This window comes from Phycicoccus endophyticus (assembly GCF_011326735.1).
Classification (GTDB): Bacteria; Actinomycetota; Actinomycetes; order Actinomycetales; family Dermatophilaceae; genus Phycicoccus; species Phycicoccus endophyticus.
In genome coordinates this window covers 379,882-402,579 of sequence record NZ_JAANCN010000001.1, presented here as the reverse complement: position 1 = coordinate 402,579, position 22,698 = coordinate 379,882, and the positions used below count along the sequence as shown (strand labels likewise).

Annotated in this window: 26 protein-coding genes and 1 tRNA gene; 9 read left to right on the top strand and 18 right to left on the bottom strand. The window is 74.2% G+C overall.

Features of this window, described 5'->3' with window-relative positions; translation table 11 throughout:
- Positions 1 to 18: 18 nt before the first annotated feature.
- Positions 19 to 882 carry a PAC2 family protein gene (locus G8D98_RS01970; RefSeq protein ID WP_166098347.1) on the top strand — a complete coding sequence of 288 codons (864 nt, stop codon included), beginning with the start codon at positions 19 to 21 and terminating at the stop codon, positions 880 to 882.
- A 28-nt stretch (positions 883 to 910) separates the two neighbouring features.
- Here the strand turns inward: G8D98_RS01970 and mshC are convergent, their stop codons facing one another.
- From mshC to G8D98_RS01930, 8 genes are all read right to left on the bottom strand, one after another.
- Positions 911 to 2,164: a cysteine--1-D-myo-inosityl 2-amino-2-deoxy-alpha-D-glucopyranoside ligase gene (gene mshC / locus G8D98_RS01965; RefSeq protein WP_166098344.1), complete on the bottom strand. Its 1,254-nt coding sequence runs from the start codon at positions 2,162 to 2,164 to the stop codon at positions 911 to 913.
- Between the two features lie 23 nt (positions 2,165 to 2,187).
- Complete coding sequence (locus G8D98_RS01960; RefSeq protein WP_166098342.1) at positions 2,188 to 2,988, bottom strand: SCO1664 family protein; 801 nt, start codon at positions 2,986 to 2,988, stop codon at positions 2,188 to 2,190.
- Positions 2,966 to 3,475 carry a DUF3090 domain-containing protein gene (locus tag G8D98_RS01955; RefSeq protein WP_166098340.1) on the bottom strand — a complete coding sequence of 170 codons (510 nt, stop codon included), beginning with the start codon at positions 3,473 to 3,475 and terminating at the stop codon, positions 2,966 to 2,968. The genes G8D98_RS01960 and G8D98_RS01955 overlap by 23 nt, the downstream gene beginning before the upstream one ends.
- Before the next feature lie 10 nt (positions 3,476 to 3,485).
- Positions 3,486 to 4,217 carry an energy-coupling factor ABC transporter ATP-binding protein gene (locus G8D98_RS01950; RefSeq protein ID WP_166098337.1) on the bottom strand — a complete coding sequence of 244 codons (732 nt, stop codon included), beginning with the start codon at positions 4,215 to 4,217 and terminating at the stop codon, positions 3,486 to 3,488.
- Positions 4,214 to 4,978 carry a cobalt ECF transporter T component CbiQ gene (gene cbiQ / locus G8D98_RS01945; RefSeq protein WP_166098335.1) on the bottom strand — a complete coding sequence of 255 codons (765 nt, stop codon included), beginning with the start codon at positions 4,976 to 4,978 and terminating at the stop codon, positions 4,214 to 4,216. Before cbiQ ends, G8D98_RS01950 begins: the two co-directional genes overlap by 4 nt.
- A 1-nt stretch (position 4,979) precedes the next feature.
- Positions 4,980 to 5,318 carry a PDGLE domain-containing protein gene (locus G8D98_RS01940; protein ID WP_166098332.1) on the bottom strand — a complete coding sequence of 113 codons (339 nt, stop codon included), beginning with the start codon at positions 5,316 to 5,318 and terminating at the stop codon, positions 4,980 to 4,982.
- The gene (locus tag G8D98_RS01935; protein ID WP_229661699.1) at positions 5,315 to 6,025 is read right to left on the bottom strand and encodes an energy-coupling factor ABC transporter permease; all 711 of its coding nucleotides are present in this window, start codon (positions 6,023 to 6,025) and stop codon (positions 5,315 to 5,317) included. Before G8D98_RS01935 ends, G8D98_RS01940 begins: the two co-directional genes overlap by 4 nt.
- 77 nt (positions 6,026 to 6,102) lie before the next feature.
- Positions 6,103 to 6,795, bottom strand: coding sequence for an MSMEG_4193 family putative phosphomutase (locus tag G8D98_RS01930; protein WP_166098329.1), 693 nt, complete (start codon positions 6,793 to 6,795; stop codon positions 6,103 to 6,105).
- Positions 6,796 to 6,857: 62 nt separating this feature from the next.
- Here G8D98_RS01930 and corA point away from each other — a divergent pair, with 62 nt between their 5' ends.
- Positions 6,858 to 7,835, top strand: coding sequence for a magnesium/cobalt transporter CorA (corA, locus tag G8D98_RS01925; protein ID WP_166098326.1), 978 nt, complete (start codon positions 6,858 to 6,860; stop codon positions 7,833 to 7,835).
- 14 nt (positions 7,836 to 7,849) lie between these two features.
- On the opposite strand, the gene G8D98_RS01920 is transcribed toward corA, so the two are convergent.
- Positions 7,850 to 8,713: an undecaprenyl-diphosphate phosphatase gene (locus tag G8D98_RS01920; protein ID WP_166098323.1), complete on the bottom strand. Its 864-nt coding sequence runs from the start codon at positions 8,711 to 8,713 to the stop codon at positions 7,850 to 7,852.
- Between the two features lie 75 nt (positions 8,714 to 8,788).
- A complete protein-coding gene (locus tag G8D98_RS01915; protein WP_166098321.1) occupies positions 8,789 to 9,838 on the bottom strand; it encodes an LLM class F420-dependent oxidoreductase in 1,050 nt (349 codons plus the stop codon).
- A gap of 328 nt (positions 9,839 to 10,166) precedes the next feature.
- Here G8D98_RS01915 and G8D98_RS01910 point away from each other — a divergent pair, with 328 nt between their 5' ends.
- Both G8D98_RS01910 and G8D98_RS01905 read left to right on the top strand, forming a co-directional pair.
- Positions 10,167 to 11,699 carry an HNH endonuclease signature motif containing protein gene (locus tag G8D98_RS01910; RefSeq protein WP_166098319.1) on the top strand — a complete coding sequence of 511 codons (1,533 nt, stop codon included), beginning with the start codon at positions 10,167 to 10,169 and terminating at the stop codon, positions 11,697 to 11,699.
- 222 nt (positions 11,700 to 11,921) lie between these two features.
- Entirely contained in the window at positions 11,922 to 12,866 is a 945-nt protein-coding gene (locus G8D98_RS01905) for an aldo/keto reductase (RefSeq protein WP_166098317.1), read from the top strand.
- A gap of 15 nt (positions 12,867 to 12,881) precedes the next feature.
- Here the strand turns inward: G8D98_RS01905 and G8D98_RS01900 are convergent, their stop codons facing one another.
- The gene (locus G8D98_RS01900; protein WP_166098314.1) at positions 12,882 to 13,190 is read right to left on the bottom strand and encodes a primosomal protein; all 309 of its coding nucleotides are present in this window, start codon (positions 13,188 to 13,190) and stop codon (positions 12,882 to 12,884) included.
- Positions 13,191 to 13,226: 36 nt separating this feature from the next.
- Here G8D98_RS01900 and G8D98_RS01895 point away from each other — a divergent pair, with 36 nt between their 5' ends.
- Positions 13,227 to 13,427 carry a DUF5703 family protein gene (locus G8D98_RS01895; RefSeq protein ID WP_166098310.1) on the top strand — a complete coding sequence of 67 codons (201 nt, stop codon included), beginning with the start codon at positions 13,227 to 13,229 and terminating at the stop codon, positions 13,425 to 13,427.
- 12 nt (positions 13,428 to 13,439) lie between these two features.
- Here the strand turns inward: G8D98_RS01895 and G8D98_RS01890 are convergent, their stop codons facing one another.
- Positions 13,440 to 14,762 (bottom strand): M20/M25/M40 family metallo-hydrolase, encoded by a 1,323-nt coding sequence (locus tag G8D98_RS01890; protein ID WP_166098307.1) that lies wholly within the window; start codon positions 14,760 to 14,762, stop codon positions 13,440 to 13,442.
- Positions 14,763 to 14,873: 111 nt separating this feature from the next.
- Between G8D98_RS01890 and G8D98_RS01885 the strand changes: the two genes are divergently transcribed.
- Positions 14,874 to 14,958 (top strand) — tRNA-Leu (locus tag G8D98_RS01885).
- Positions 14,959 to 15,011: 53 nt separating this feature from the next.
- Here G8D98_RS01885 and G8D98_RS01880 read toward each other — a convergent pair.
- Positions 15,012 to 16,535, bottom strand: coding sequence for a serine/threonine-protein kinase (locus tag G8D98_RS01880; RefSeq protein WP_166098304.1), 1,524 nt, complete (start codon positions 16,533 to 16,535; stop codon positions 15,012 to 15,014).
- 55 nt (positions 16,536 to 16,590) lie between these two features.
- On the opposite strand from G8D98_RS01880, the gene G8D98_RS01875 reads away from it, so the two are divergent.
- Positions 16,591 to 17,355 carry a HipA family kinase gene (locus G8D98_RS01875; RefSeq protein ID WP_166098302.1) on the top strand — a complete coding sequence of 255 codons (765 nt, stop codon included), beginning with the start codon at positions 16,591 to 16,593 and terminating at the stop codon, positions 17,353 to 17,355.
- Positions 17,352 to 17,729 carry a DUF3037 domain-containing protein gene (locus G8D98_RS01870; RefSeq protein ID WP_166098299.1) on the top strand — a complete coding sequence of 126 codons (378 nt, stop codon included), beginning with the start codon at positions 17,352 to 17,354 and terminating at the stop codon, positions 17,727 to 17,729. Before G8D98_RS01875 ends, G8D98_RS01870 begins: the two co-directional genes overlap by 4 nt.
- Here the strand turns inward: G8D98_RS01870 and G8D98_RS01865 are convergent.
- The 3 genes from G8D98_RS01865 to G8D98_RS01855 are packed head-to-tail and all read right to left on the bottom strand — an operon-like array spanning position 17,726 to position 20,554.
- Complete coding sequence (locus G8D98_RS01865) at positions 17,726 to 18,565, bottom strand: TrmH family RNA methyltransferase (RefSeq protein ID WP_373868484.1); 840 nt, start codon at positions 18,563 to 18,565, stop codon at positions 17,726 to 17,728. The two genes, G8D98_RS01870 and G8D98_RS01865, sit on opposite strands and share 4 nt — an antisense overlap.
- Positions 18,562 to 19,329 carry a sulfite exporter TauE/SafE family protein gene (locus G8D98_RS01860; RefSeq protein ID WP_166098297.1) on the bottom strand — a complete coding sequence of 256 codons (768 nt, stop codon included), beginning with the start codon at positions 19,327 to 19,329 and terminating at the stop codon, positions 18,562 to 18,564. The genes G8D98_RS01865 and G8D98_RS01860 overlap by 4 nt, the downstream gene beginning before the upstream one ends.
- Positions 19,316 to 20,554 (bottom strand): MFS transporter, encoded by a 1,239-nt coding sequence (locus G8D98_RS01855; protein ID WP_166098294.1) that lies wholly within the window; start codon positions 20,552 to 20,554, stop codon positions 19,316 to 19,318. The genes G8D98_RS01860 and G8D98_RS01855 overlap by 14 nt, the downstream gene beginning before the upstream one ends.
- A gap of 81 nt (positions 20,555 to 20,635) precedes the next feature.
- On the opposite strand from G8D98_RS01855, the gene G8D98_RS01850 reads away from it, so the two are divergent.
- A complete protein-coding gene (locus G8D98_RS01850) occupies positions 20,636 to 20,959 on the top strand; it encodes an ArsR/SmtB family transcription factor (RefSeq protein WP_166098291.1) in 324 nt (107 codons plus the stop codon).
- Between the two features lie 24 nt (positions 20,960 to 20,983).
- On the opposite strand, the gene G8D98_RS01845 is transcribed toward G8D98_RS01850, so the two are convergent.
- Together G8D98_RS01845 and G8D98_RS01840 are read right to left on the bottom strand one after the other, a co-directional pair.
- On the bottom strand, positions 20,984 to 22,147 hold the full coding sequence (locus tag G8D98_RS01845; protein ID WP_166098289.1) for an SPFH domain-containing protein: 1,164 nt from the start codon (positions 22,145 to 22,147) through the stop codon (positions 20,984 to 20,986).
- 37 nt (positions 22,148 to 22,184) lie between these two features.
- Entirely contained in the window at positions 22,185 to 22,658 is a 474-nt protein-coding gene (locus tag G8D98_RS01840) for an NfeD family protein (RefSeq protein ID WP_166098286.1), read from the bottom strand.
- Between the last annotated feature and the right edge of the window lie 40 nt (positions 22,659 to 22,698).

The following is a 22,698-nucleotide window of genomic DNA, read 5'->3' as shown; positions in this document are numbered from 1 at the left end:
CGGAGGAGGAGGACGCCCGTGATCGAGCTCGAGGAGATCGGCGAGCTGCGCGACCCCGTGATGGTGGCTGCCTTCGAGGGGTGGAACGACGCCGGTGAGGCGGCGTCGTCCGTCGTGGAGCACCTGGCGGAGGTCTGGGACGCCGAGGTCGTCGCCGCGCTCGACCCGGAGGACTACTACGACTTCCAGGTCAACCGCCCCCGCGTGGTCTCCGAGGGTGGCAAGCGCCGGATCAGCTGGCGCACGACCCGGGTCCTCGTGGCCCGCAGCACCTCGCTGCGCCGGGACGTCGTCCTCGTCCAGGGCGTCGAGCCCTCCTTCCGGTGGCGTGCCTTCGCGGTGGAGCTCATGGAGCTCGCCGAGGCGGCCGACGTCTCCATGGTCGTCACCCTCGGCGCCCTGATGGCCGACGTCGCGCACTCGCGTCCCATCCCGGTGAGCGCGACCTCGGACTCCGAGGACACCCGCCACCGGCACGGGCTGGAGATGAGCGGCTACGAGGGACCCACCGGGATCGTCGGGGTCATCGCCGACGCCGCCACCCAGGTGGGCATCCCGTCGGTGTCCTGCTGGGCGGCGGTGCCGCACTATGCCGGGCACTCCCCCTCACCCAAGGCGACGCTGGCTCTTGTCGGTCGGCTCGAGGAGCTCTTCGACGCACCGATCGAGCACGGTGAGCTCGACGAGGACGCCCGCGCCTGGGAGCGGGGCATCAACGAGCTCGCCGAGTCCGACAGCGAGGTCGCCGAGTACGTCGAGAGCCTCGAGGAGGCCCAGGACACCGCCGAGCTCCCGGAGGCCAGCGGCGACGCCATCGCCAAGGAGTTCGAGCGCTACCTGCGCCGCCGCGGGTCGGAGGACCCGGGCCAGGCCGGGGGCTGACCGCGCCCCGCTCCGCCCGGCGCCCCGGTCACAGGCGCACGCCGAGCAGCGCGTCCACCGTGCGCGCGAGCACCCCGGGCGCCGCCGGGTCGCCACCCTCGCCGGCGAGGGTGCGCGTGCACCAGTCGTCGACCGCGGCGAGCGCCCGGGGCGTCGCCAGGTCGTCGGCCACGCTCTCGCGGACCGCCTGGAGGGTGGGCTCGGCCTCGACCCCTGCGGGGACGGAGAAGGCCTCCCGCCAGCGCTCCAGCCGCCGCTGGGCGGCCGTCAGGAGGGCGTCGGTGAACTCCCACTCGGTGCGGTAGTGCTGGTCGAGCAGGAGCAGGCGCAGCGCCATCGGGTCCACGCCCGCGGCCCGTAGCCGGGAGACCAGGACGAGGTTGCCGCGCGACTTGCTCATCTTCCCGCCGTCGTAGCCCACCATCGCCTGGTGCACGTAGTGCCGGGCGAACACCGCGCCGCCGGTGAGGGCGGTCGCCTGCGCCGCGCTCATCTCGTGGTGGGGGAAGACCAGGTCGCTGCCGCCGCCCTTGATGTCGAACGGGATGCCGAGGTGCGCCAGCGAGATCGCGGTGCACTCGATGTGCCACCCGGGGCGGCCGGCGCCGAGCACCTCGTCCGCCCACGCCGGCTCGCCGGTGCGGGCCCCTCGCCACAGCAGCGGGTCGAGCGGGTCCCGCTTGCCGGGCCGCTCGGGGTCGCCGCCGCGCTCGGGGAAGACGGCGAGCATCTGCTCGCGGGTCCAGTGGGAGACCTCGCCGAAGGTGCGCGAGCGGGACAGGTCGAGGTAGACGTCCTCGCCGTCGCCCTCGTCGGCGGGAACCGGCAGCCGGTAGGCCGACCCGCTCTCCAGCAGCCGGCGCACGGCGGCCGCGATCTCGTCCATCGACTCCACGACACCGCGGAACTCGGTCGGGGGGATGACCCCGAGGGCGGTCATGTCCTCGCGGAACAGGTCGATCTCCGAGAGCGCGAGCTCGCGCCAGTCACGCCCGTCGCGCGCCGCCCGCTCCAGGAGCGGGTCGTCGACGTCCGTGACGTTCTGCACGTACTCGACGTCGTGGCCGCAGTCGAGCATGGCGCGCATGACGACGTCGAAGGTCACGTAGGTCGCCGCGTGACCGAGGTGGGTCGCGTCGTAGGGCGTGACGCCGCAGACGTACATCCGGGTCCCCTGCCCGCCCTCGATCGGCCCAACCTCGCGACGGCTGGTGTCGTAGAGGCGAAGATGTACTCCCGCACCGGGGATCGCGGGGACGGCGGGTGCGGGCCAGGACTTCACCGGCACAGCCTACGGTGCGCCGCCTACAGGGCCGGCCACGGGATGGCGGGCCAGCCCCCACGCGGCACGGGGTGCCGGCGGGTGCGCAGCAGCGTGCGCACGCGGTGCTCGAGGGCCTGCACCTCCGTCGTCGTCAGCAGCTCCTCCAGCTGATCGGCGAGCCCACCGGTCAGCGCGGCGAGCAGCCGCTCGAGGCGGCCGAGGTCGCTTTCGGGCAGCGGCTCGCCGGCCCACCCCCACAGGACCGTCCGCAGCTTGGGCTCGACCCCGAGGCTCACGCCGTGGTCGCACCCGCGCACCGCCGCACCGTCACGCAGCAGGTGGCCGCCCTTGCGGTCGGAGTTGTTCAGGGCCGCGTCGAGCACGGCCACCGAGCGCAGCCCCGGCTCGGCGCAGTGCGCCACGACGACCGGTTCCCCGAGCGGCGACTCGCCCTCGAGGACGACGAACCATCCCGGCGGCACCTCCTGCGGCTCCAGGACGTCGACGAGCGGCTCGGCCTCCCCCGTGGTCGGCCCGACCCACAGCTGCACCGAGCCGGGGCCCAGGGGGCCCGTGCGCAGCACGGTCGGGGGGACGACACCGAAGCCGCCGGCCTCACTGACGAGGTAGGCGGCCCGCTCACGGGCCACGAGCGTGCCGTCCGGGTAGTCCCACAGGCGCCGCTCGCTCGCCTCCGGCTTGTGGATGACGAGCACCTCGTCGGCGGGGTCGCCGACGAGGCAGAGCAGCGCGCCGTTGGAGGACCCCGAGATCCGCCCGACGGGCGTCAGCTCCCCGCGGCGCAGCAGCCGCTCGAGCTCAGCGTCGGTACCCGTTGGCACGCGGGCAGATGTGGCCGGAGGGGTCGAGGGGCTGGCCGCAGAACGGGCACGGTGGGCGGCCCGCGGCGACGACCCGTCCGCAGCGGCGGGCGAACGCCCGGGCGGCCTGCGGGGTGAGGACGACCCGCAGGGTGCTCAGCGTGCTCTCCTCGACCTCCTCGGGGTCCTGGTCGTGGCACTCGATGACGAGGACGTGCCGCTCGGGGTCCCACGCGAGGCTGAGGGTGTCGACCCGGAAGTCGTCCTCGATCGGGGTCTCCAGGGGCTCGGTGTCCCCGTCGTCGAGCGGCTCGGTGGCCGTCCCCTCCGCGTGCGCGTCCAGGAGGTCGCCGACCCGGTCGGCGAGCACGCTGACCTGCACCTTCTCCAGGGAGACCGAGACGGTGCGGCCCTCGCCGCTCGCCTGAAGGAAGAAGGTCCGGCCCCCGGGCGGGCCGACGGTACCGGCGACGAAGCGGTCCGGCGGGTCGAAGACGGTGGCTGGCATGCTGCCCACCCTAGATCGAGAACCCGACCGGCAGCTCCAGGCGGTGGCGGGCCATGAGGGCGGCGTCGGCGAGCAGCTCCCGGGTCGGCCCGTCGGCGACCACGCTGCCCTCGGAGAGCACGACCGCGCGCTCGCACAGCTCGACGGCGTACGGCAGGTCGTGGGTGACCATGAGGATGGTCACCTCCAGGGTGCGCAGGATGTCGGCCAGCTCCCGTCGGGAGGCCGGGTCGAGGTTGGAGGACGGCTCGTCGAGGACGAGGATCTCCGGGCGCATCGCGAGGACGGTGGCGATGGCCACCCGGCGTCGCTGCCCGAAGGAGAGGTGGTGCGGTGCCCGGTCGGCGAGGTCGGCCACGCCGACCGCCGCGAGCGCCTCGTGGACGCGGGCGTCGAGCTCGGCACCGCGCAGCCCCAGGTTGGCCGGGCCGAAGGCGACGTCGTCGCGCACCGTCGGCATGAACAGCTGGTCGTCGGGGTCCTGGAAGACGATGCCCACGCGGCGGCGCACCTCGAGGAGGTTCTCCTCGGTGACCGGCAGCCCGGAGACCGTGACGCTCCCGTGCCCGGGGCGCAGGACGCCGTTGAGGTGGAGGACGAGGGTGGTCTTCCCGGCCCCGTTGGGCCCGAGCAGGGCGACCCGCTCCCCGGGGTGGACGTGCAGGTCGACCCCGAAGAGGGCCTGGTGCCCGCCGGGGTAGGCGTACGCGACGCCACGCAGGTCGAGGACGGGAGTGGTCACGTGGCCATTGTCGCCGCCACCGCGCACCCGGCCGCCACGAGGGCCGGGGTGAGCCCGAGCAGCCAGTCGCGCGGCGAGGCCTCCAGGGGTGCGGTGACGGGCAGCCGGCCGGACCACCCGCGGCTGACCATGGCCAGATGCACCCGCTCGCCGCGCTCGTAGCTGCGGATGAAGAGGGCGCCGGTGCCGGCGGCGAGGACCGGCCAGGCCCGCACCGAGCGGGCGCTGAACCCGCGGGAGGCGCGGGCCACCCGCATCCGGCGCAGCTGGTCGGCCACGACGTCGACGTAGCGGACCATGAACGAGGCGATGAGCACGAGCGGGTCCGGCAGCCGCAGGTGCTGCAGGGCCCGCACGAGGTCGCGAGGCCGGGTCGTCACCGCGAAGGTGACCGCGGCGAGCACGCCCGTGGTGCCCTTGAGCAGCAGCGCGACCGCTGCCGTGAGCCCGGCCTGCGAGACGCTCACCGGCCCCAGGGCGACCCGGGGGCCGACCGCGACGAAGGGCAGCACGACGGCGAAGACCGCGAACGGGGTCTCGACCGCGAGGCGGGGCAGGACGTGACGGGCCGGCACCCGGGTGAGCAGGACCAGGCCCACCGCGAGGGCGAGGAGGGCCGCGAGGACCCGGTGCGCGTGCGACGGCACGGCGACCACTCCGAGGACGAACGCGACGAGCCCGACGAGCTTGACGTGTGGCGGCAGTGCGTGCAGGACGGTGTCGCCCTCGACGTGCAGGTGCTCCCCCGGGCCGGAGCCCACCTCAGGCCCGCCCGCGGTCGCGGGGGCCGCGCCGCCGGACGAGCAGGACCAGCCCGAGGACGAGGGCACCGGTGACGACCGCGCCGATCACCCCGGCCAGGCCCCCCGAGAGCCGAGCGTTCGAGACGCCCGAGACCCCGTAGTCGGCCAGGGGCGACCCGGCCGTCGGGGAGCTCGTCGCGGCGTCGCCGAACCCGAGGGAGTGCGCGACGTACTCGAGGCCGTCGGGGTGGCCGGAGGCGTAGAACGAGACCACGCCGGCGATGAGCAGGCTGACGGCGAGCCCGACGAGCAGCAGGCGCCGGGTGCTGACCCGAGGGGTGGGCGTCGTGGTGCTCACGCGACCGGCTCCGGGGTCTTCAGGGTCAGCTCGGGCAACCGCCCTCGGGCGGCGTGCACGAGGTCGGGACGGGCGGCGACGATGCTCGAGACCGCGAGGAAGGTGATGACCGCCTCCCCGATGCCGATGAGGACGTGCCAGCCGACCATCGCCCCGGCCAGCTGGTCCAGGGGGATCGGCGCGGCACCCCCGAGGGCGTAGAGCCCGACGAACGCGAGGGCGGCCACGGGCACGCTGACGAGCGCGCCACACGCGGCGGCGGCGGGGATGCTCGCCGGGCGACGGGGCAGCAGCGCGAGCACGCCCCGGGCGACGAGGTAGCCGACCCACACCGCCACCGTGCCCATGAGCAGGACGTTCGTGCCGAGGGCGGTGACCCCGCCGTCGGCGAAGAGGAAGGCCTGGACGGCGAGCACGACCGTCAGGCACAGGGTCGCCGTCGCCGGGCCGACGAGCACCGCGGCGAGCGCGGCGCCGAGCAGGTGCCCGGAGGTCCCCGCGCCGACCGGGAAGTTGACCATCTGGGCGGCGAAGACGAAGACCGCGACGAGCCCGGCCAGCGGGGCGGTGCGGTCGTCGAGCTCGTGGCGGGCGGCCCGCACGAGCGAGGCTCCGACGACGGCGGCAGCGGCGACGCCGGTGGTGACCGACGTCGGTGCGTCGAGGAACCCGTCGGGGACGTGCACGGCGACCTCCAGGGGTGTCATCGATGTTGTTGCGCATTGTTCGCAACAGTGTCGCCACCCTAGCCGCTGTCGGCCGGCGACGGCAACCACCGCGGGCGTCAGCCGGCGCCGCCGCCCACGGTGGAGTCTCCGGCCTCGTGCTCGGCCGGCCGGGCCACCAGGGCCGAGAGGTCTCCGGCGTGGGTGTTGCTCGCGAGGAGGACCATCCGGGTCGCGGTCACCTGGACGGCGGTCAGCGAACCCGGGTCGATGCGCACGCGCTGCAGCCCGGAGACGCCGGCTCCGACCGACTCGGCGACGACCGCCTTGATCGGGTCGCCGTGGCTGACCGCGAGCCACACCGCGCCCGTCCCGTGCCCCTGCTCGACCTCGGCGTCGAGGGCCCGCACCCCGGCGACGACCCGTTCGGCCATCTCCCCCAGGGACTCGCCACGGTGGGCCGGCGAGGTCGGGAACGTCGCCGCGGCGGGGTCGTCCTGGATGACCCGCCACAGGGGGTCCTTGGCGGCGTCGGCGAGCCGCCGGCCGGTCCACGCGCCGTAGTGGCACTCCCCCAGCCGCTCGTCGCTCGCGACCTGCAGGCCCGGCACCGCCAGCGAGGCGGTCTCCCGGCAGCGCTGGAGGGGGCTGGACACCGCCCGGACGACGGTGAGCGCGGAGAGCCGCTCGGCGGCCCGCGCCGCCTGGTCCCGCCCGGTGTCGGTGAGGCCCACCCCCTCGGTCCAGCCCGCGAGCACCCCGTCGGCGTTCGCCGTCGAGTGGCCGTGCCGCAGGAGCAGGACGATGGCCACGAGAGGACACTGTAGGCGCCCCCGGGCACCGCGGGCCCTGCGCGTCACCCACAATGGCCTGCGTGATCGTCGACCGCGCCATCTACGAGGACGGGACCCGCCGGGACTGCGGGGACCTCTCCGACGAGCTGGAGCGGCTGCGCTCCTGCGCCGACCCCTCGGGCTTCCTGTGGATCGGGCTGAAGGACCCGACGCAGGAGGAGTTCGACTCCGTCGACACCGAGCTGGGGCTCCACCCGCTGGCCGTCGAGGACGCCGTCCAGGGCCGCCAGCGCGCCAAGGTCGAGCTCTACGACGGGACCGTGTTCGTCGTCCTGAAGCCGCTGCGCTACCTGGACCGCACCTCGGACATCGAGACCGGCGAGGTGATGCTCTTCGTCGGGGACCGATTCGTCGTCACCGTCCGCCGGGGCGAGCTGACGCCACTCACCGACCTGCGCCGACGGCTCGAGGAGGACCCGCAGCGCCTGCGACTCGGGCCGTTGGCCGTCCTGCACGCGGTGCTCGACCGCGTCGTCGACGACTACCTCGAGATCGACGCCGAGGTCCAGACCGACCTCGACGAGATCGAGACCGCCGTCTTCTCCGACGAGCGCAGCGACACCGCGGCCATCTACGAGCTCAAGCGGGAGGTGCTCGAGTTCCGGCGGGCGGCGATGCCGCTCGCCGAGCCCCTGCGCACGCTGCACGCCTCGCCGCGCAGCCCGGTGCCGGAGGGCGAGCTGCGCCTGCTGCTGCGTGACGTCTCCGACCACCTGCACAGCGTGATCGACCACATCGAGTCCTACGACAACCTGCTCTCGGGCATCCTCGACGCCCACCTGGCGCAGGTGTCGGTGCAGCAGAACGACGACATGCGCAAGATCTCGGCCTGGGTGGCGATCGCGGCCCTGCCGACCATGGTCGCGGGCATCTACGGCATGAACTTCGAGCACATGCCCGAGTTGCACTGGCGCTTCGGCTACCCGCTCGCCGTGGCGGTCATGGCCGTGTCCTGCGGCACCCTCTTCCGGCTCTTCAAGCGGGCCGGCTGGCTCTGAGCGGCCCGCCGGCGTCAGGTGGCGCTGAGCCAGCCCGCGGCGAGGGCGAGGACGAGCGCGGCGCCGAGGGCCACCCGGTAGCCGATGAAGGCCCGCAGCGAGTTCGTCGCGACGAACCGCAGCAGCCAGGCGATCGAGGCGTAGGCGGTGACGAACGCGACGACGATGCCGACGAGCATCTGCCCGGCCCCGAGGGTCTTCAGGTCACCCCAGGCGTCGACCAGCTCGAACAGGCCCGCGGCGGTGAGCGCCGGGATCGCCATGAAGAACGACAGCTCGGTGGCCGTCACCCGGTCGATGCCGCGGATGAGGCCCGCCGAGATGGTGGCGCCCGAGCGTGAGACGCCGGGGATCAGGCTGAAGCACTGGACGAGCCCGATGACGAGCCCGTCGCGGACGGTGACCCCCTCCTCGCCGCGCTGCTCGCCCCGCCGCTCGAGGATGTCGTGGCGCTGCTCGGCCACCCAGATGACGGCGCTCCACAGGACGAGCCCGGCGGCCACCACCCACAGGCTGCGCAGCGGGCCGGCGATGACGTCCTTGAGGGCGAACCCGACGAGGCCGACCGGGATGGACCCGACGACGACCGCCCAGGCGAGCCGGTAGTCGCGGTCGGTCCGGGCCTCGGCGTCGCGCAGCCCGTGGACCCACGCGAGGAAGAGGCGCGCGATCTTGCGCGCGAAGTAGATGAAGGTCGCGACGATGGCACCGATCTGGATGATCGCCGTGTAGGCGGTGACCGCCGGTGCGTCGACGGGTAGCCCGAGCAGGTGCTCGACGACCGTGAGGTGGCCGGTGGAGGAGATCGGGAGGAACTCGGTGAGGCCTTCGACGACGCCGAGGACGACGGCCTGGAGGTAGGAGAGCTCGACGGGCACCCGGGCAGCCTAGGGGCGCCGGCTGTGCTCGACCCGGACGGGTGCCGGGGTGTCGCGCGTCGACCGGTCCATCCGTCAGCCGGGCACGACCTGCGCCATGAGCCGCAGGACCGCGAGCCGCTGCTCGGTGGTCCGGGCGTACGGCAGGACGGACAGCGTCGTCACCCCGGCCTCGGCGTAGCGGCCGACCCGCTCGGCGATCCGCTCCGGCGGCCCGAGCAGCGCGGTGGCATCGGCGAGCTCGAACGGGACGGCGTCCGCGGCGTCGCGCGGCCGGCCGGCGAGGTAGAGGTCCTGGATGGTGTCGGCGGCCTCGTCGAAGCCCATCCGGCGCGCCAGCCGGTTGTAGAAGTTCTGCTCGCGGCTGCCCATGCCACCGATGTACAGCGCGGTGTACGGCGCCACGGCGGCGCGCGCGGCCTCGAGGTCGTCGGTGACGACGACGGGCACGGTGGCCACCGTGTCGAACCCGGCCATCGGGTCACCCGGGGTCCCCCGGCCCGCGCGCTCGCGGGCCTCCCGCACGGTGTCGAGCTGGTCACGGGAGTGCTCCGGGGAGAGGAAGACCGCGAGCCACCCGTCCGCCAGCTCACCGGCGAGGCGCAGGTTGCGGGGCCCGACGGCCGCGAGGTAGACGGGCAGGTCGGGCCGCGGCGGGTGGATCGTCAGCCGCAGCGACTTCCCCGGTCCGTCCGGGAGCGGGAGGGTGAAGTGCTTCCCGTCCGCGACGACGTTCTCGCGCCGCAGGGCGGCCCGCACGATCTCGAGGTACTCGCGGGTGCGGCCGAGCGGGTCGGCGAACCGGACGCCGTGCCAGCCCTCGCTCACCTGGGGACCGGAGACCCCGAGCCCGAGCAGGAAGCGACCACCGGAGAGCGTGTCGAGGGTCGCGGCGGTCATCGCCGTCATCGCCGGGGTACGGGCGGGGATCTGCATCACCCCGGCACCCAGGCCGATGTGCTCGGTCTGGGCCGCGAGCCAGGCGAGCACGGTCGGGCTGTCCGAGCCGTACGCCTCCGCCACCCACACGGAGGCGTAGCCGAGCCGGTCGGCCTCCTGCACGAGCTCGAGGAGGTCCTCGCCCATGCCCATCCCCGCGTAGCCACCAGCCAGTCCGAGACGCATGCAGGGCAGGCTAGCGGGCGCGCTCTTGCTCCTCACGTGGCGTCGGGTCGTAGCGTCGCCGGCATGGCGGCAACGGGGTCGGATGGGCTGGGCATCGACGAGGTGTCGGCGCGTACCGCGCTCGCCGTGTTCACCGACCCCTTCGGGCACCGCTGGACGCTCGACACCCGTCCGGGGCCCTGACCTCCACACGCCTCCGCTCACAGCACTCCGCAGCGGTCGAACCGGGCTGTGCGGCAGCAGAATCAGCCTGTGGACAACCCCCTTGGGAGCGGGGCGCTGTCGGTGGGCGCCGGTAGAATCTCCGGTAGCAGGGAAGGGGATTGCGATGGCCGCGTTGTGCACTCCGGGTGACGTCGCCGCTGCCGCGCACGTCGCGCGGGAGGCGGTCGCCGCGGTGATGGAGCCGGCCTCGGCGGTGGGGTCGGTCGGTGAGTGGGCCGAGGCGGTCGGTGAGCTCCAGTCGCTGGCGAACACCGTCGCCGCGGCGCAGGATGCGGCGGTCGTGCGGTTGGCCGCCATCGAGCCGGAGGTCCTCGACGACGGTGAGGTCGTCGAGACCCACCGGGCGCTGGGCCACGTCGCGTTGGACGCGGCGGCGGTGCTGTCCGGGGTGCTGACCGTGTCCGCGGTGCACGCCGAGCGTCGGGTGCAGGCCGCGGTGCGGCGGGCCGCGGACGGACCGGACGGTACCGAGACCTGTACCGGGTTGGGTCGGTTGCACGCGGCGATGGGTGCCGGCCGGGTGGACGCGTATCGGGCGGGGGTGGTCGCCGAGGAGCTGGAGGAGTGCCGGGCCGAGGTCGCCCGTGCCGTGCTCGACGCGCTCGAACCGCACGTCGAGCGCGAGGACGGGCCACGGCTGCGCCAACGGGTGCGGCGGGTGCTCGCCGCGATCTCTCCGGACTTCCTGCGTGCGAAGGCGGCCCGGGCCCGGAGCGAGTCCTCCCTGCAGCGGTGGGTGGAGCAGCCCGGCGTCGACACCTGGCACGGCACCTTCCCCTCCGAGGAAGCCTGCGCCGCGTGGGGCGCGATCGACGCCCTCGCCCAGACCTACGTGCGCGACGGCGTCTGCGAGCGGATCGATAGGGCCCGGGCGAAGGCGCTGACCGACCTGGTCACCGGGAACGCGACCGTCGACGTCCAGGTCCACCTCACCACGCCGGCGGCCCGCGCGGCCACGACCGCCGAGCCGCGGACCGGAGACGAGCGTGCAGCCGGGGACCTGGTCGAGGTCGCCAGTGCGCGGGCCAGCGAACCGGTGCTCGTCGAGCGCGGCTGGCTCCAGCGAGCCGTCACCGAGCCATGGCCGGCGGCAGGCGCGCACGTCACCGACGCCGTCACCGGTGCGCTGCTCGACCCGCACGAGGAGCTGGCGAGCCACGGCTACCGGCCCGGTTCCCGGCTCGCGGCACTGGTCCGGGCCCGGGACGGGCACTGCCGCTTCCCCGGCTGCCACGTCGCCGCCCGCTTCTGCGATCTCGACCACGTCACCCCCTGGCCTGCCGGTCCGACGAGCGCGAGCAACCTCACCTGCCTCTGCCGGCGCCACCACCGCGTCAAACAACGCCCCGGCTGGCGAGCCGTCCTCCACCCCGACGCCACGATGACCTGGACCGACCCCACCGGGCGCACCCGCACCACCACGCCGACCGACCACGCCCGCGCCCTCGTCCTCCCCGACCGAGGCGACGATCCGGCCCCGGCCCGCCGCGCCCGAGGCCCACAGGACCAGCCCCACTCGGTGCTCGAGCACCACTCGGAACACCACCCGCCACCGGGCAGGTACCACCTCGAGTACCACCACGCCCACCACCGGCGGCGGCACGCACCCCTACCCACCGGACCGCCGCCGTTCTGACTGGCGCTCCTCGCCGGCGCGAAAACCGCTCGCGCCGCCTCCCGCCCGGCACGGGCGCGGTCCCCTTCGACGTCGGCGCCGACCACGGCGGTTTCGACACCTACAACCTCGAACGGCGGGCCGCGGACTGGCTCGGCACCCCGTTCACCGCCGACAGCGAGCCCCACGTGTCGGTGTGGCGCACTCCGACCGGGGAGTGGCCTCCCGGGTAGGGTCGCGGCCATGCAGACCCGCCGCCTCGGCGCCACCGGGCTCACGGTCTCCCGGCTCGGGCTGGGGACGATGGCCTGGGGCACCCGCACCTCCCCCGAGGAGGCCGAGGACATCCTCACGGCGTTCCGGTCCGCCGGGGGCACCCTCGTCGACACCGCTCACGGGTACGCCGGTGGTGCCGCCGAGGAGATCCTCGGCCGGCTCCTCGCCGACGGCGCGCGCGACGAGGTCGTGCTCGTCACGAAGTCCGGCATCAGCCGCTCGACCGGCGCCCGGGTCGTCGACTGCTCGCGGCGCACGATGCTCCACCACCTCGACCTGTCCCTGCAGCGGATGCGGACCGACCACGTCGACGTGTGGCTCGCGCACACCTGGGACGACGCGACGCCCCTGGAGGAGACCGTCGGCGCCCTCGTCCACGCCTGGCAGACCGGACGCGCGCGGTACGTCGGCGTCTCCAACCACGTCGGCTGGCAGGCCGCCCGGACGATGTCGCTGCTCGAGGCCGCGGGCGTCCCCCTGGCCGCCGACTCGGTCGAGTACTCGCTCGTCGAGCGCCGCCCGGAGCGCGAGCTCGTCGAGGCCGCCTCCCATCTCGGGATCGGCCTGCTCCCCTGGTCCCCGCTCGGCCGGGGGGTGCTCACCGGGCGCTACCGGGGCTCGGTGGCCGCCGACTCGCGTCTCGCGTCCGACGAGTTCGCCCGGTTCGCCGGGCGGCACGTCGGCGAGCACACCCTCGGTGTCGTCGAAGCGGTCCGCACGGCCGCCGAGGGCCTCGGGGTGGCCCCCGCGGCAGTGGCGCTGGCGTGGGTCCGGGACCGCCCGGCGGTCACCGCGCCGATCGTCGGGCCTCGCACCGCGGTGCAGCTGGGAGCACTCCTGGAGAGCGAGGACGTCGAACTGCCCGAGCAGATCGTCGGCGCGCTCGACGAGGTCTCCGCAGACCACGTCTGAGCCGCGGGGTCGCCCTCAGTCGTCCTCGTCGTCGTAGTCGTCGTCGAGCCCGGAGTAGATCCGCGACCGGTCCCCGTCCTCGTCGTCGTGCCCGTCGTCGAGGTCCTCGTCGTCCTCGTCGTCACCGGCGTAGATGTCGAGCGGGGTCATCTCCCCGTAGGCGTCGTAGAGCGACCCGTCGTACTCCTCGAAGGCGTCGGCGAGATCCTCGTACGCCGCGACCACGGCCGGGTCCTCGTCGCCCCGGCGGGTGCTGCTCACCTCGAGGTGGCGCTCGAACGCGGCGACCAACCGGGCGAGGGCGGCACGCGGGTCGGCACTCATGCATCGAACCGTACCGGCTTTGGGCACAATGTGCCGATGGCCGACTACGAGTACCTCGTCCTGAGCTTCGGGCGGGAGGTCCGCCGCTCCGACATCCGGCGCGCACTCACCGAGCACGCCGAGTACGGGCACTGGGAGCTCGCCCGCACCCGCACCGCCATGGGTGGGCGGACGACGACGTGGCTGCGTCGGCGGATCATCCGGGCGCGGCGTCAGCCGGTGGCCACCCCCTGGTGAGGGCGGCGGGCCTCAGCAGGTCTCGAGGAGGCGGGTCAGCACGCGGGTGCCGAACCGCAAGGACTCCGTCGGGACCCGCTCGTCGACGCCGTGGAACATCGGGGCGAAGTCCAGGTCGGCCGGCAGCCGCAGCGGGGCGAAGCCGTAGCCGGTGACGCCGAGCAGCGAGAGCGCCTTGTTGTCCGTCCCGCCGGAGAGGCAGTAGGGCAGCACCTCGGCCTGCGGGTCCTCGGCCCGCAGCGCCTCCACCATCCGCTCGACGAGGTCGCCCTCGAACGGCGCCTCGAGGGCGATGTCCCCGTGGAGCACCTCGACCCGCACGTGCTCACCGGCGAGCTCGCGAATGGTCTCGAGCAGGTCCTCCTCGTGCCCGGGAAGGTAGCGGCAGTCGACGTTCGCGTGCGCCTCCTGCGGGATGACGTTGTGCTTGTACCCCGACTCGAGCATCGTGACGTTGCTCGTGTCCTGGAGGGTGCCGCGCACGAACCCCTGGGCACCGCCGAGGTGGGCGAGCAGCTCCTCGAGGTCCTCGTCCGACCACCCGGTGCCCGTGAGCTCGGAGAGCCCGTCGAGCAGGGTGCGCACCGAGGGGATGTACTCGCGTGGCCACTTGTGGGCGGCGATCCGGGCGATCGCCTCGGCGAGCCGCACGATCGCGTTCTCGTCGTTGGGGACCGAGCCGTGGCCGGCGCGCCCCGTGGCGGTCAGGCGCAGCCAGGCGATGCCCTTCTCGGCGGTCTGCACGAGGTACGTGCGCCGCTCCCGCCCCTCGCGGTCGGTGACGGTGACGCTGTAGCCGCCGACCTCGCTGATCGCCTCGGTGACGCCCTCGAACACCTCGGCGTGCTCCTCGACCATGAAGTGCGAGCCCTTGACCCCGCCCGCCTCCTCGTCGGCGAAGAAGACGACGACGAGGTCGCGAGGCGGCACGACGCCGCGGCGGGCGATGTCGCGCACGCAGGCGAGCATCATCGCGTCCATGTCCTTCATGTCGACCGCTCCCCGGCCCCACACGCAGCCGTCGCGCTCCTCGCCGGAGAACGGGTCGACCTGCCAGTCCTCGGCCTGCGCAGGCACGACGTCGAGGTGGCCGTGCACGCACAGCGCCCCCCGGTCGGCGTCCGCGCCGGGGATGCGGACCGCGACGGTCACCCGACCGGGGTCGGACTCGTAGGTGCTCGGCTCCAGGCCCACCTCGCGCAGCAGGCCGACGACGTACTCGGCGGCCTCGGCCTCCCGCGGACCGGAGCCGTCGCCGTAGTTGCTCGTGTCGATCCGGATCAGCTCCTGGCAGATCCGCACGACCTCGTCCTCGGGGCGCAGGGTCTCGGTCATCCCCCCACCCTAGGCGTCGCCCGCGCCCCCCGGCGATTTCGGTTCCCGGCCGCGGACCGTGTATCGTTCCGGGCTGTTGGAGGGCCGCCCCGGGCTGCTCCGGCACCACTCGTCCGGGTGGCGGAATTGGCAGACGCGCTAGCTTGAGGTGCTAGTGCCCGTATAGGGCATGGGGGTTCAAGTCCCCCCTCGGACACCGGCCCGAAGGCCCCGAACCACTGCGGTTCGGGGCCTTCGTCGTGCCGGGCCTCAGCCGCCGGCGTAGTCGTCGACGGCCTGGTCGAAGTCCTCGACGAGCGGGTCGAGCCGCTGCGCCGCCTCGGCCGGGTAGGTGCCGTCGGCCACCGCCTCCTGGTAGTCCTCCACGAGGGCGTCCCGGGCCTCCACGAGGGCCTCGGAGTCCTCCTTGCGCAGCGCCTTGTCGGCGTCCTTGAGCGGGTCCTGGACCACCTTGGCGGCCTGCTCGTCGATGACGTCGTCCTGGCGCAGCTGGCTCACCTCGTCATCCAGGGCGCTCCCGGCGTCCTCGACCGGCTGGGGGTCGGCGGTGGTCTCGGACGGGGTCTGCGTCGGGGAGGGCGCCTCGCTCGTGGGCGACTCCTCGGCCGCGCTCGTCTCGGGGGGCGTGGTGCTGGGGCTCTCCTGGGTCGCCGGCGCGCTCGTCGACGGCGTGGACGTCGGTGTCGTCGCGGGGTCCGAGCCCTCCCCGAGACCGGTCAGGAGGTACCACGCGAGCAGCGCGAGCGCCGCGAGCGCGACGAGGGCGAGCACCCACAGCGGCGCGGAGGACCCGCGCCGCTCGGGGCTGCGCGCCGGGGTGGGTGGCGCCGCAGCGGTCGGCGGGCTCGTGGCCGCCGCGGGGGCCGGGCTGGCGAGCCGGCGTGTGGGCTCCGCACCGGAGGCGGGCAGGAGGGTCGTCGTGGCCGCGGCCACCGAGGCCGCTCCGGGCGCCTCGCGACGCTCGATCGCCTCGAGCACGGCGGCGGCGTCCGCCGGGCGGTCCTGCGGGTCCTTGGCGAGCAGAGCGGAGACCAGCCCGGCGAGCCACGCCGGGGTCTCGGGGCGGGACTCCCGCACGTCGGGGACCGGGTCGTGCGAGTGCTGCATCATCGTCGCGACGGGCGTGGCCCCGCGGAACGGCGGCCGGCCGGTCAGCAGCGCGTAGAGGACGCAGCCGAGGGCGTAGAGGTCGGCGCGGCCGTCGACCCGCCCACCCGTCGCCTGCTCCGGAGCGAGGTACTCGGCGGTGCCCATGACGGTGTGCGTGGCCGTGAGCGCCTGGCTGCCCGAGGATTCCCCGAGCTGGGTGATCCCGAAGTCAAGCACCCGGAGCCGGCCGTCCGCGGCGCGGACGACGTTGGCCGGCTTGATGTCGCGGTGCACCACCCCCCGGGCATGGGCGGCACCGAGGGCCGAGGCGACCTGCCGCGCGGCGTCGACGACCTCCTCGAGCGGCAGCGGGCCCTGCGCGAGGCGCTCGGCGAGGCTCGGCCCGGGCAGCAGCTCCATGACGAGGTAGGCGGTCCGTCCCTCGACGCCGGTGTCGTGGACGGTGACGACGTTCGGGTGGCTCATCGCGGCGGTCACCTGGGCCTCGCGCTCGAAGCGGGCGGCACCCGCCTCGTCGGGTACCCGGTCCAGGTCGATCGTCTTGACCGCCACCTCCCGGCCGAGCACGGTGTCGGTGGCACGCCACACCTCACCCATCCCGCCACGCCCGATGGGTTCCTCGAGGACGTAGCGGCCCGCCAGAAGTCTGTGCTCGCTGCTCATCGGGGCCAGCGTAGCCAGCGAGCCCGCGCACCCCGCGGACCACTAGCCTGAGGCCGTGCTCGAGTCCGTCACCGCCGTCCGCTACGTCGCGCCGCTGCGCGAGGGTGGCTCGCTGCCCGGTCTCGTCGAGGCCGACGACCTCGGCACCTACGTCGTGAAGTTCACCGGGGCGGGCCAGGGCCGCAAGGTCCTCGTCGCGGAGGTGCTCGTCGGCGAGGTCGCCCGGCGCGTGGGCATCCCCACCCCAGGGCTGGCCGTGGTCGACCTGCCGAGCGCGATCGCGCGGTACGAGGCCGACGAGGAGGTCCAGGACCTGCTCACCGCGAGCCCGGGGCGCAACCTCGGCGTCGACTTCCTCCCCGGGGCGTTCGGCTACGACGGTTCGCATCCGCCCTCGCCCGAGGAGGCCGCGGCCATCCTCTGGCTCGACTCCTACACCGCGAACGTCGACCGGACGTGGGCCAACCCCAACCTGCTGCTCTGGCACGGGCGCGCCTGGGCCATCGACCACGGCGCCGCCCTGTGGTTCCACCACGGCTGGCCCAGTCGTCCCCCTGATGTCGGGCGCTTCGTCGAGCAGCCCTTCGACCCCGCCGGCCACGTCCTGGCGTCGGTGGCCGGCCCGGTGGGCCAGGCCCACGAGCGGCTCGCCCCCCTGCTCACCGAGGACGTCCTGGGCGAGGTCGTCGCCGAGGTCCCCGACGAGTGGCTCGAGACCACGGGCAGCCTGCCCGACCTGGACGCCGTGCGCTCGGCCTACCTCGAGCACCTGGTCCGGCGGCTCGAACGGCCCGATGCCTGGCTCGGAGGTGCCGGATGAGCCATCCCTACCAGTACGTCGTGCTGCGCTTCGTCCCCCGGGTCGACCGCGGCGAGTGCGTCAACGTCGGGGTCGTGCTGCACTCGCAGTCCGCCGGGGTGCTGCGCTGCGCCTGGCACGTCGAGGAGGACCGGGCCCGCGCACTCGACCCCACGGCCGACCTCGACGCCCTCCGGGCCGCACTGGCGGCGGTGGGGCGGGTGTGCGAGGCACCCCCCGAGGGAGCCGACACGGCGCTGACCACCCAGGGCAAACGGTTCGGGTGGCTGAGCGCCCCACGCTCCACGGTGGTCCAGCCCGGTCCGGTCCACGGTGGGGCCGCCGAGGACCCCGACGCCGAGGCCGAGCGGCTGCTGGACCGTCTCGTGCGCTAGGTGGGCCCGGGGCGCCCGGGGACGTCGGTGACGCGCAGCGCCCACGCCGCGACCGCTCCGGCGGCGGCGACGTTGAGCGAGTCCACGCCGCCGGCCATCGGGATGCGCACGACGGTGTCCACCGCGGCCACCGTGCGCGGTGAGAGCCCGTCGCCCTCGGTCCCGAGGACGAGCGCCAGCCGCTCGGGCGGGTCGCCCGCGAGCGCGTCGAGGGTCACCGCGTCCGGCGAGAGGGCCAGGGCGGCGACGTGGAAGCCCAACCCGCGCAGTGCCTCGACACCCCCCGGCCAGGGGTCGACGCGGGTCCACGGGACCTGGAACACGGTGCCCATCGACACCCGGACCGAGCGCCGGTAGAGCGGGTCCGCGCAGCGGGGGGTCACGAGCACGGCGTCCATGCCGAGCGCGGCGGCCGAGCGGAACACGGCACCGACGTTCGTGTGGTCGACGACGTCCTCGAGGACGAGCACCCGCCGGGCGTCGGCGAGCACCTGGCCGAGCGGCGGCAGCGGCGGCCGGTGCATGGCCGCGAGCGCACCCCGGTGCAGGTGGAACCCGGTGAGCCGCTCGATGACCTCGTGCTCCCCGACGTAGACCGGCACGCGGTCCCGCTGTGCGTCGGCGACGACATCGGCGAGGTCGCTGAGCCACCGCTCGGCCATGAGGTAGGAGCGTGGCCGGTGCCCGGCCTCCAGGGCGCGGCGGATGACCTTCTCGGACTCGGCGACGTACAGCCCACCCGCGGGCTCCAGACGCCGCCGCAGCGCGACGTCGGTCAGGGAGACGTAGTCGGCCAGCCGGGGGTCGGCGGCGTCCTCGATGCGCACCACGCTCACGGGTAGAGCACCAGCCGGCCCACCGCCACCAGTCCGACGACGATGATGAAGCCGCGCAGCACCGGGCTCGGCAGACGCCGCCCCACCGTCGCCCCGAGCGCGCCCCCGAGGGTCGAGCCCACGGCGATGAGCAGCACCACCGACCAGTCGATGCGTCCCGGAGCCACGAGCAGGAAGACAACCGCGGCGACCGCGTTGACGACGGTCGCCAGGACGTTCTTGAGGCCGTTGAGCCGTTGGAGGGACTCCCCGGAGAGCGCCCCGAGGATCCCCATGAGGATGATCCCCTGGGCCGCACCGAAGTAGCCCCCGTAGACGCCGGCTCCCAGGACCCCGCCCTGCATGAGCCCCCGATGGTCGGTGGCGCCGGCATCGCCGCGGCGCCGGGCGGTCCAGGAGCCGATCCGCGGCCCAGCCGCCACGAGGACGATGCCGACGAGGATGAGGACGGGCACGATCGTGCGGAAGAGGTCCGGGTCGAGGACGAGCAGCAGGACCGCGCCGACGGCGCCCCCGAGGAAGGACATGGGGACGTACCGGCGCAGCTCGGCGCCCATCCCCCGCAGCTCGCGCCGGTAGCCCACGGCCCCGGTGAGGCTGCCGGGGACAAGCCCGAGGTTGTTGGAGATGTTGGCGGTCACCGGCGGCACCCCGAGCAGGAGGAGCGTCGGGAAGGTGATCAGCGTCCCGGAGCCGACGATCGTGTTGATCGTGCCGGCCCCGACGCCGGCGAGGACGACGACGAGCGCTTCACCGACCGACACCCGGACACCCTAGTGCGCTCACCGCCGGCTCCGGAGGGCCGTCCGGGGCCCGGCGAGCGCGCACGAGGTCGACGACGAGGGCGGTCGCGGCCACCGTGCCGACGACGGCGGCGTAGCCGAGCGCGGTGGCGTGCAGCCCGACCTCGCCCACGAGGGCCCCGGCGACGAGGGCGGGGACCGCGAAGGCCACGTAGCTCACCATGTATACCGCCGACATCAGCGCCGAGCGCTCGTGGGGCTCGGCGAGCGCCGTCAGCGACCGCAGCGCACCGAGGAAGGCGATGCCGAAGCCGACCCCCGCGACGGTGACGGCGAGCACGAGCACGTCGAGGGAGGACAGGACGAGGGCGGCGACGAACGCGCCGAGCCCGGCGACGAGCGCCCCCAGGCCGCTGCGCGTCAGGGTCGGCGAGGAGAGCCCGCGCCCGAGCAGGGAGGCGAGCGCGCCCGCGCCGGTGAACGCGGCGATGACCAGCCCGGACAGCGCGTGGTTGGTCACGCCGAGCTGCGAGGCGAGCACGGAGCCGCTCACCGAGAGCATGAGGCCGCCGAGCGCCCACGTCGAGGCGAAGACGGGGACGGCGCCGACGAACGCGGGCCGTGCCCGGCGGGGCACGGCGACGACGGGACGCATCGCGGCGAGGGCCCCCGGGCGCCGTGCCGCGGTCTCGGGAAGCGTCGCGACCGCGAGGAGCAGGAGGAGCACCGCGGCGAGGAGGACGAGGTAGACCAGGCGCAGGGGGGCCGGCGCGTACTCGGCGAGCGTCCCGGCGAGGACCCCTCCGACGGCGAGGCCGGCGACCGGTGCCACGCTGTTGACGAGGGCCCCGTGCTCGGTGCCGTACCGCTGCAGGTCGAGCAGGTAGGCACCCATCACCCCCATCGCGATCCCGGTGGCCACGCCCTGCACGACCCGGGCCAGGGTCAGCACGAGAACCCCGTCGGCGAGCAGGAACGCGACGAGGCTGCCGGCCTCGACGAGCAGCGCCGTCGCGAGGACGGGACGCCGGCCGACGTGGTCGGAGACCCGACCCGCGACGAGCAGGGTGGCGAGCAGCGCGAGGACGTACACCGCGAACACCAGGGTGACCGACGACGCGGTCAGGTCGAAGGTGTCCTCGTAGGCGGGGTAGAGCGGGCTCGGCGCGCTCGAGGCCGCGAGGAAGGTGGCGACGGTGAGCCCGACGACGACGAACGCACCGGGTGGACGCAGACGCGGGACCATGGGGCCTCCGTTCCGGAATGATGGAACCGTACGGCCCGTTGAACCCACCGTCGACGACGACTATTCCAAAGGAGTCGAACCATGGCCGGCGACCGCCAGCCGCGGCTGCTCACCCACCCCGATCTCGGGGACGTCGAGCTGACCACCGTGCTCTTCGCGCTGAGCGACCCCTCGCGGCTCGCGCTCGTGCGCGAGCTCGCCGCCGAGGGGCCACGCACCGTCGAGGAGTGCCGCGGCAGCGAGCCCGACGTCCCGAAGTCGACCTTCTCCCACCATCTGCGCACGCTGCGCGAGGCCGGGCTCGTGACGAACGAGCCCCTCGGACGGCGCCGGGTGGTCGCGCTGCGGCGCGAGGAGCTCGAGGGCCGCTTCCCGGGACTGCTCGACGCCGTGCTCGGCCACTGACCGGCACGGCGTCGGCGCCACGGGCTACCCCTGGGTCGGGGGCGTCGCCGGCGGCTCCGGTGCCGCCGGCGGGGCGGGCGGGGCCGGGGGCTCCGCGCGCGGGGGCACGGCCTCGGGGCCGGGGGTGATCGGCGGCTGCACCCGCGAGGCCGGGGTCGCGTGCTCCTCGGCCTCCCGGCTGGACTGCGCCGCCTGACCGCGCGCACGCGCCAGGGCCTGCTTCGGGTCCTCGAGCACCGTGTCCTCGAAGGCGTCGCTCATCGACTCCTCCGGCTCCACCCAGCCGTCGTCGTCGCCGTCCTCGGGCTGGGGCTGGGTGGCGCCGAGCGCTCCGCCGATGCCGCGCAGGGCGTCGGTGAGCTCGCTCGGGATGATCCACATCTTGTTCGAGTCGCCACGGGCGATCTGCGGCAGGACCTGCAGGTACTGGTAGGCGAGCAGCTTCTGGGTCGGCTTGCCGCGGTGGATGGCGTCGAACACCTGCTGGATCGCGCGCGCCTGGCCCTGGGCCTCGAGGATGCGTGCCTGGGCCGAGCCCTCCGCGCGGAGGATCTGGCTCTGCTTCTCGCCCTCGGCCGTGAGGATCTGGCTGGCCTTGATCCCCTCGGCGTTGAGGATGGCCGCACGCCGGTCGCGCTCGGCCTTCATCTGCTTCTCCATCGACTCCTGCACCGAGGCCGGCGGGTCGATGGCCTTCAGCTCGACCCGATTGACCCGGATCCCCCACTTGCCGGTCGCGTCGTCGAGCACGCCGCGCAGCTGGCCGTTGATCTGGTCGCGGCTGGTCAGGGTCTGCTCGAGGTCGAGCGAGCCGATGACGTTACGCAGCGTCGTGACCGTCAGCTGCTCGATCCCGGCGATGAAGTTCGCGATCTCGTACACGGCCGACTTGGGGTCGATGACCTGGTAGTAGATCACCGTGTCGATGGACACGACGAGGTTGTCGCTCGTGATCACCGGCTGCGGCGGGAAGGAGACGACCTGCTCGCGCAGGTCGATGTTGGCGCGGACGATGTCGACGAACGGCACGAGGAAGTGGATGCCGCCCTCGAGGGTGCGCGAGTAGCGCCCCAGCCGCTCGATGATCAGCGCCGTCTGCTGCGGCACGATCCGCACCGTGCGCACGAGCACGACGATCGCGAAGATCGCCAGCAGCACGATGACGATCAGTGGGCCGAGTCCGTCCATGGTGGAACCTTTCGGTGGGTCCGCGCCGGAGCGCGGCTCAGGTGGTCGGGGTGGTCGAGGGGTCGGGCAGCGGCACGACGATGGCCGTGGCGCCGTGGATGGCGATGACGCGCACCTGGTCGCCCGGACCGGCGGCGGCGCCGCCCTCGGCGAGCCGGGCCGACCACGTCTCACCGGCGAGCTTGACCCGGCCGTCGGTCTCGGTGACCGCCTGGAGCACCCAGGCCTCACGGCCCACGAGCCCGGCGGCACCGATGTGGTGGTCGGTGACGGAGTCCATGAACCGGTCGCGCAGCATCGGCCGGACGACGAGCAGCAGGAGCATCGCCGCGACGACGGCCACGACGACCTGGAGGAAGAAGGGGGCTCCGAGCGCGGCGGCCACCGCGCCCGCGAGGGCGCCGCCGGCGAACATGAGGAAGACGAAGTCGACGGTGGCCGCCTCGATGGCGGCCAGGACGAGGGCCACGCCCAGCCACCCGAGCCAGGCGTTGTCGGTCAGCCAGTCCATCGGCCTCCCCTTTCCTTCGCTGTCGCTGCTCGGACGCGTG

Coding starts and splice junctions, on each gene's coding strand:
- G8D98_RS01955 (WP_166098340.1), bottom strand. CDS start 3,475: ATGCCAGCCACCGTCTTCGACCCGCCGGACCGCTTCGTCGCCGGTACC.
- G8D98_RS01935 (WP_229661699.1), bottom strand. CDS start 6,025: ATGACACCCCTGGAGGTCGCCGTGCACGTCCCCGACGGGTTCCTCGAC.
- G8D98_RS01915 (WP_166098321.1), bottom strand. CDS start 9,838: ATGCGTCTCGGACTGGCTGGTGGCTACGCGGGGATGGGCATGGGCGAG.
- G8D98_RS01910 (WP_166098319.1), top strand. CDS start 10,167: ATGGCCGCGTTGTGCACTCCGGGTGACGTCGCCGCTGCCGCGCACGTC.
- G8D98_RS01905 (WP_166098317.1), top strand. CDS start 11,922: ATGCAGACCCGCCGCCTCGGCGCCACCGGGCTCACGGTCTCCCGGCTC.
- G8D98_RS01900 (WP_166098314.1), bottom strand. CDS start 13,190: ATGAGTGCCGACCCGCGTGCCGCCCTCGCCCGGTTGGTCGCCGCGTTC.
- G8D98_RS01895 (WP_166098310.1), top strand. CDS start 13,227: ATGGCCGACTACGAGTACCTCGTCCTGAGCTTCGGGCGGGAGGTCCGC.
- G8D98_RS01890 (WP_166098307.1), bottom strand. CDS start 14,762: ATGACCGAGACCCTGCGCCCCGAGGACGAGGTCGTGCGGATCTGCCAG.
- G8D98_RS01880 (WP_166098304.1), bottom strand. CDS start 16,535: ATGAGCAGCGAGCACAGACTTCTGGCGGGCCGCTACGTCCTCGAGGAA.
- G8D98_RS01870 (WP_166098299.1), top strand. CDS start 17,352: ATGAGCCATCCCTACCAGTACGTCGTGCTGCGCTTCGTCCCCCGGGTC.
- G8D98_RS01855 (WP_166098294.1), bottom strand. CDS start 20,554: ATGGTCCCGCGTCTGCGTCCACCCGGTGCGTTCGTCGTCGTCGGGCTC.
- G8D98_RS01850 (WP_166098291.1), top strand. CDS start 20,636: ATGGCCGGCGACCGCCAGCCGCGGCTGCTCACCCACCCCGATCTCGGG.
- G8D98_RS01845 (WP_166098289.1), bottom strand. CDS start 22,147: ATGGACGGACTCGGCCCACTGATCGTCATCGTGCTGCTGGCGATCTTC.
- G8D98_RS01840 (WP_166098286.1), bottom strand. CDS start 22,658: ATGGACTGGCTGACCGACAACGCCTGGCTCGGGTGGCTGGGCGTGGCC.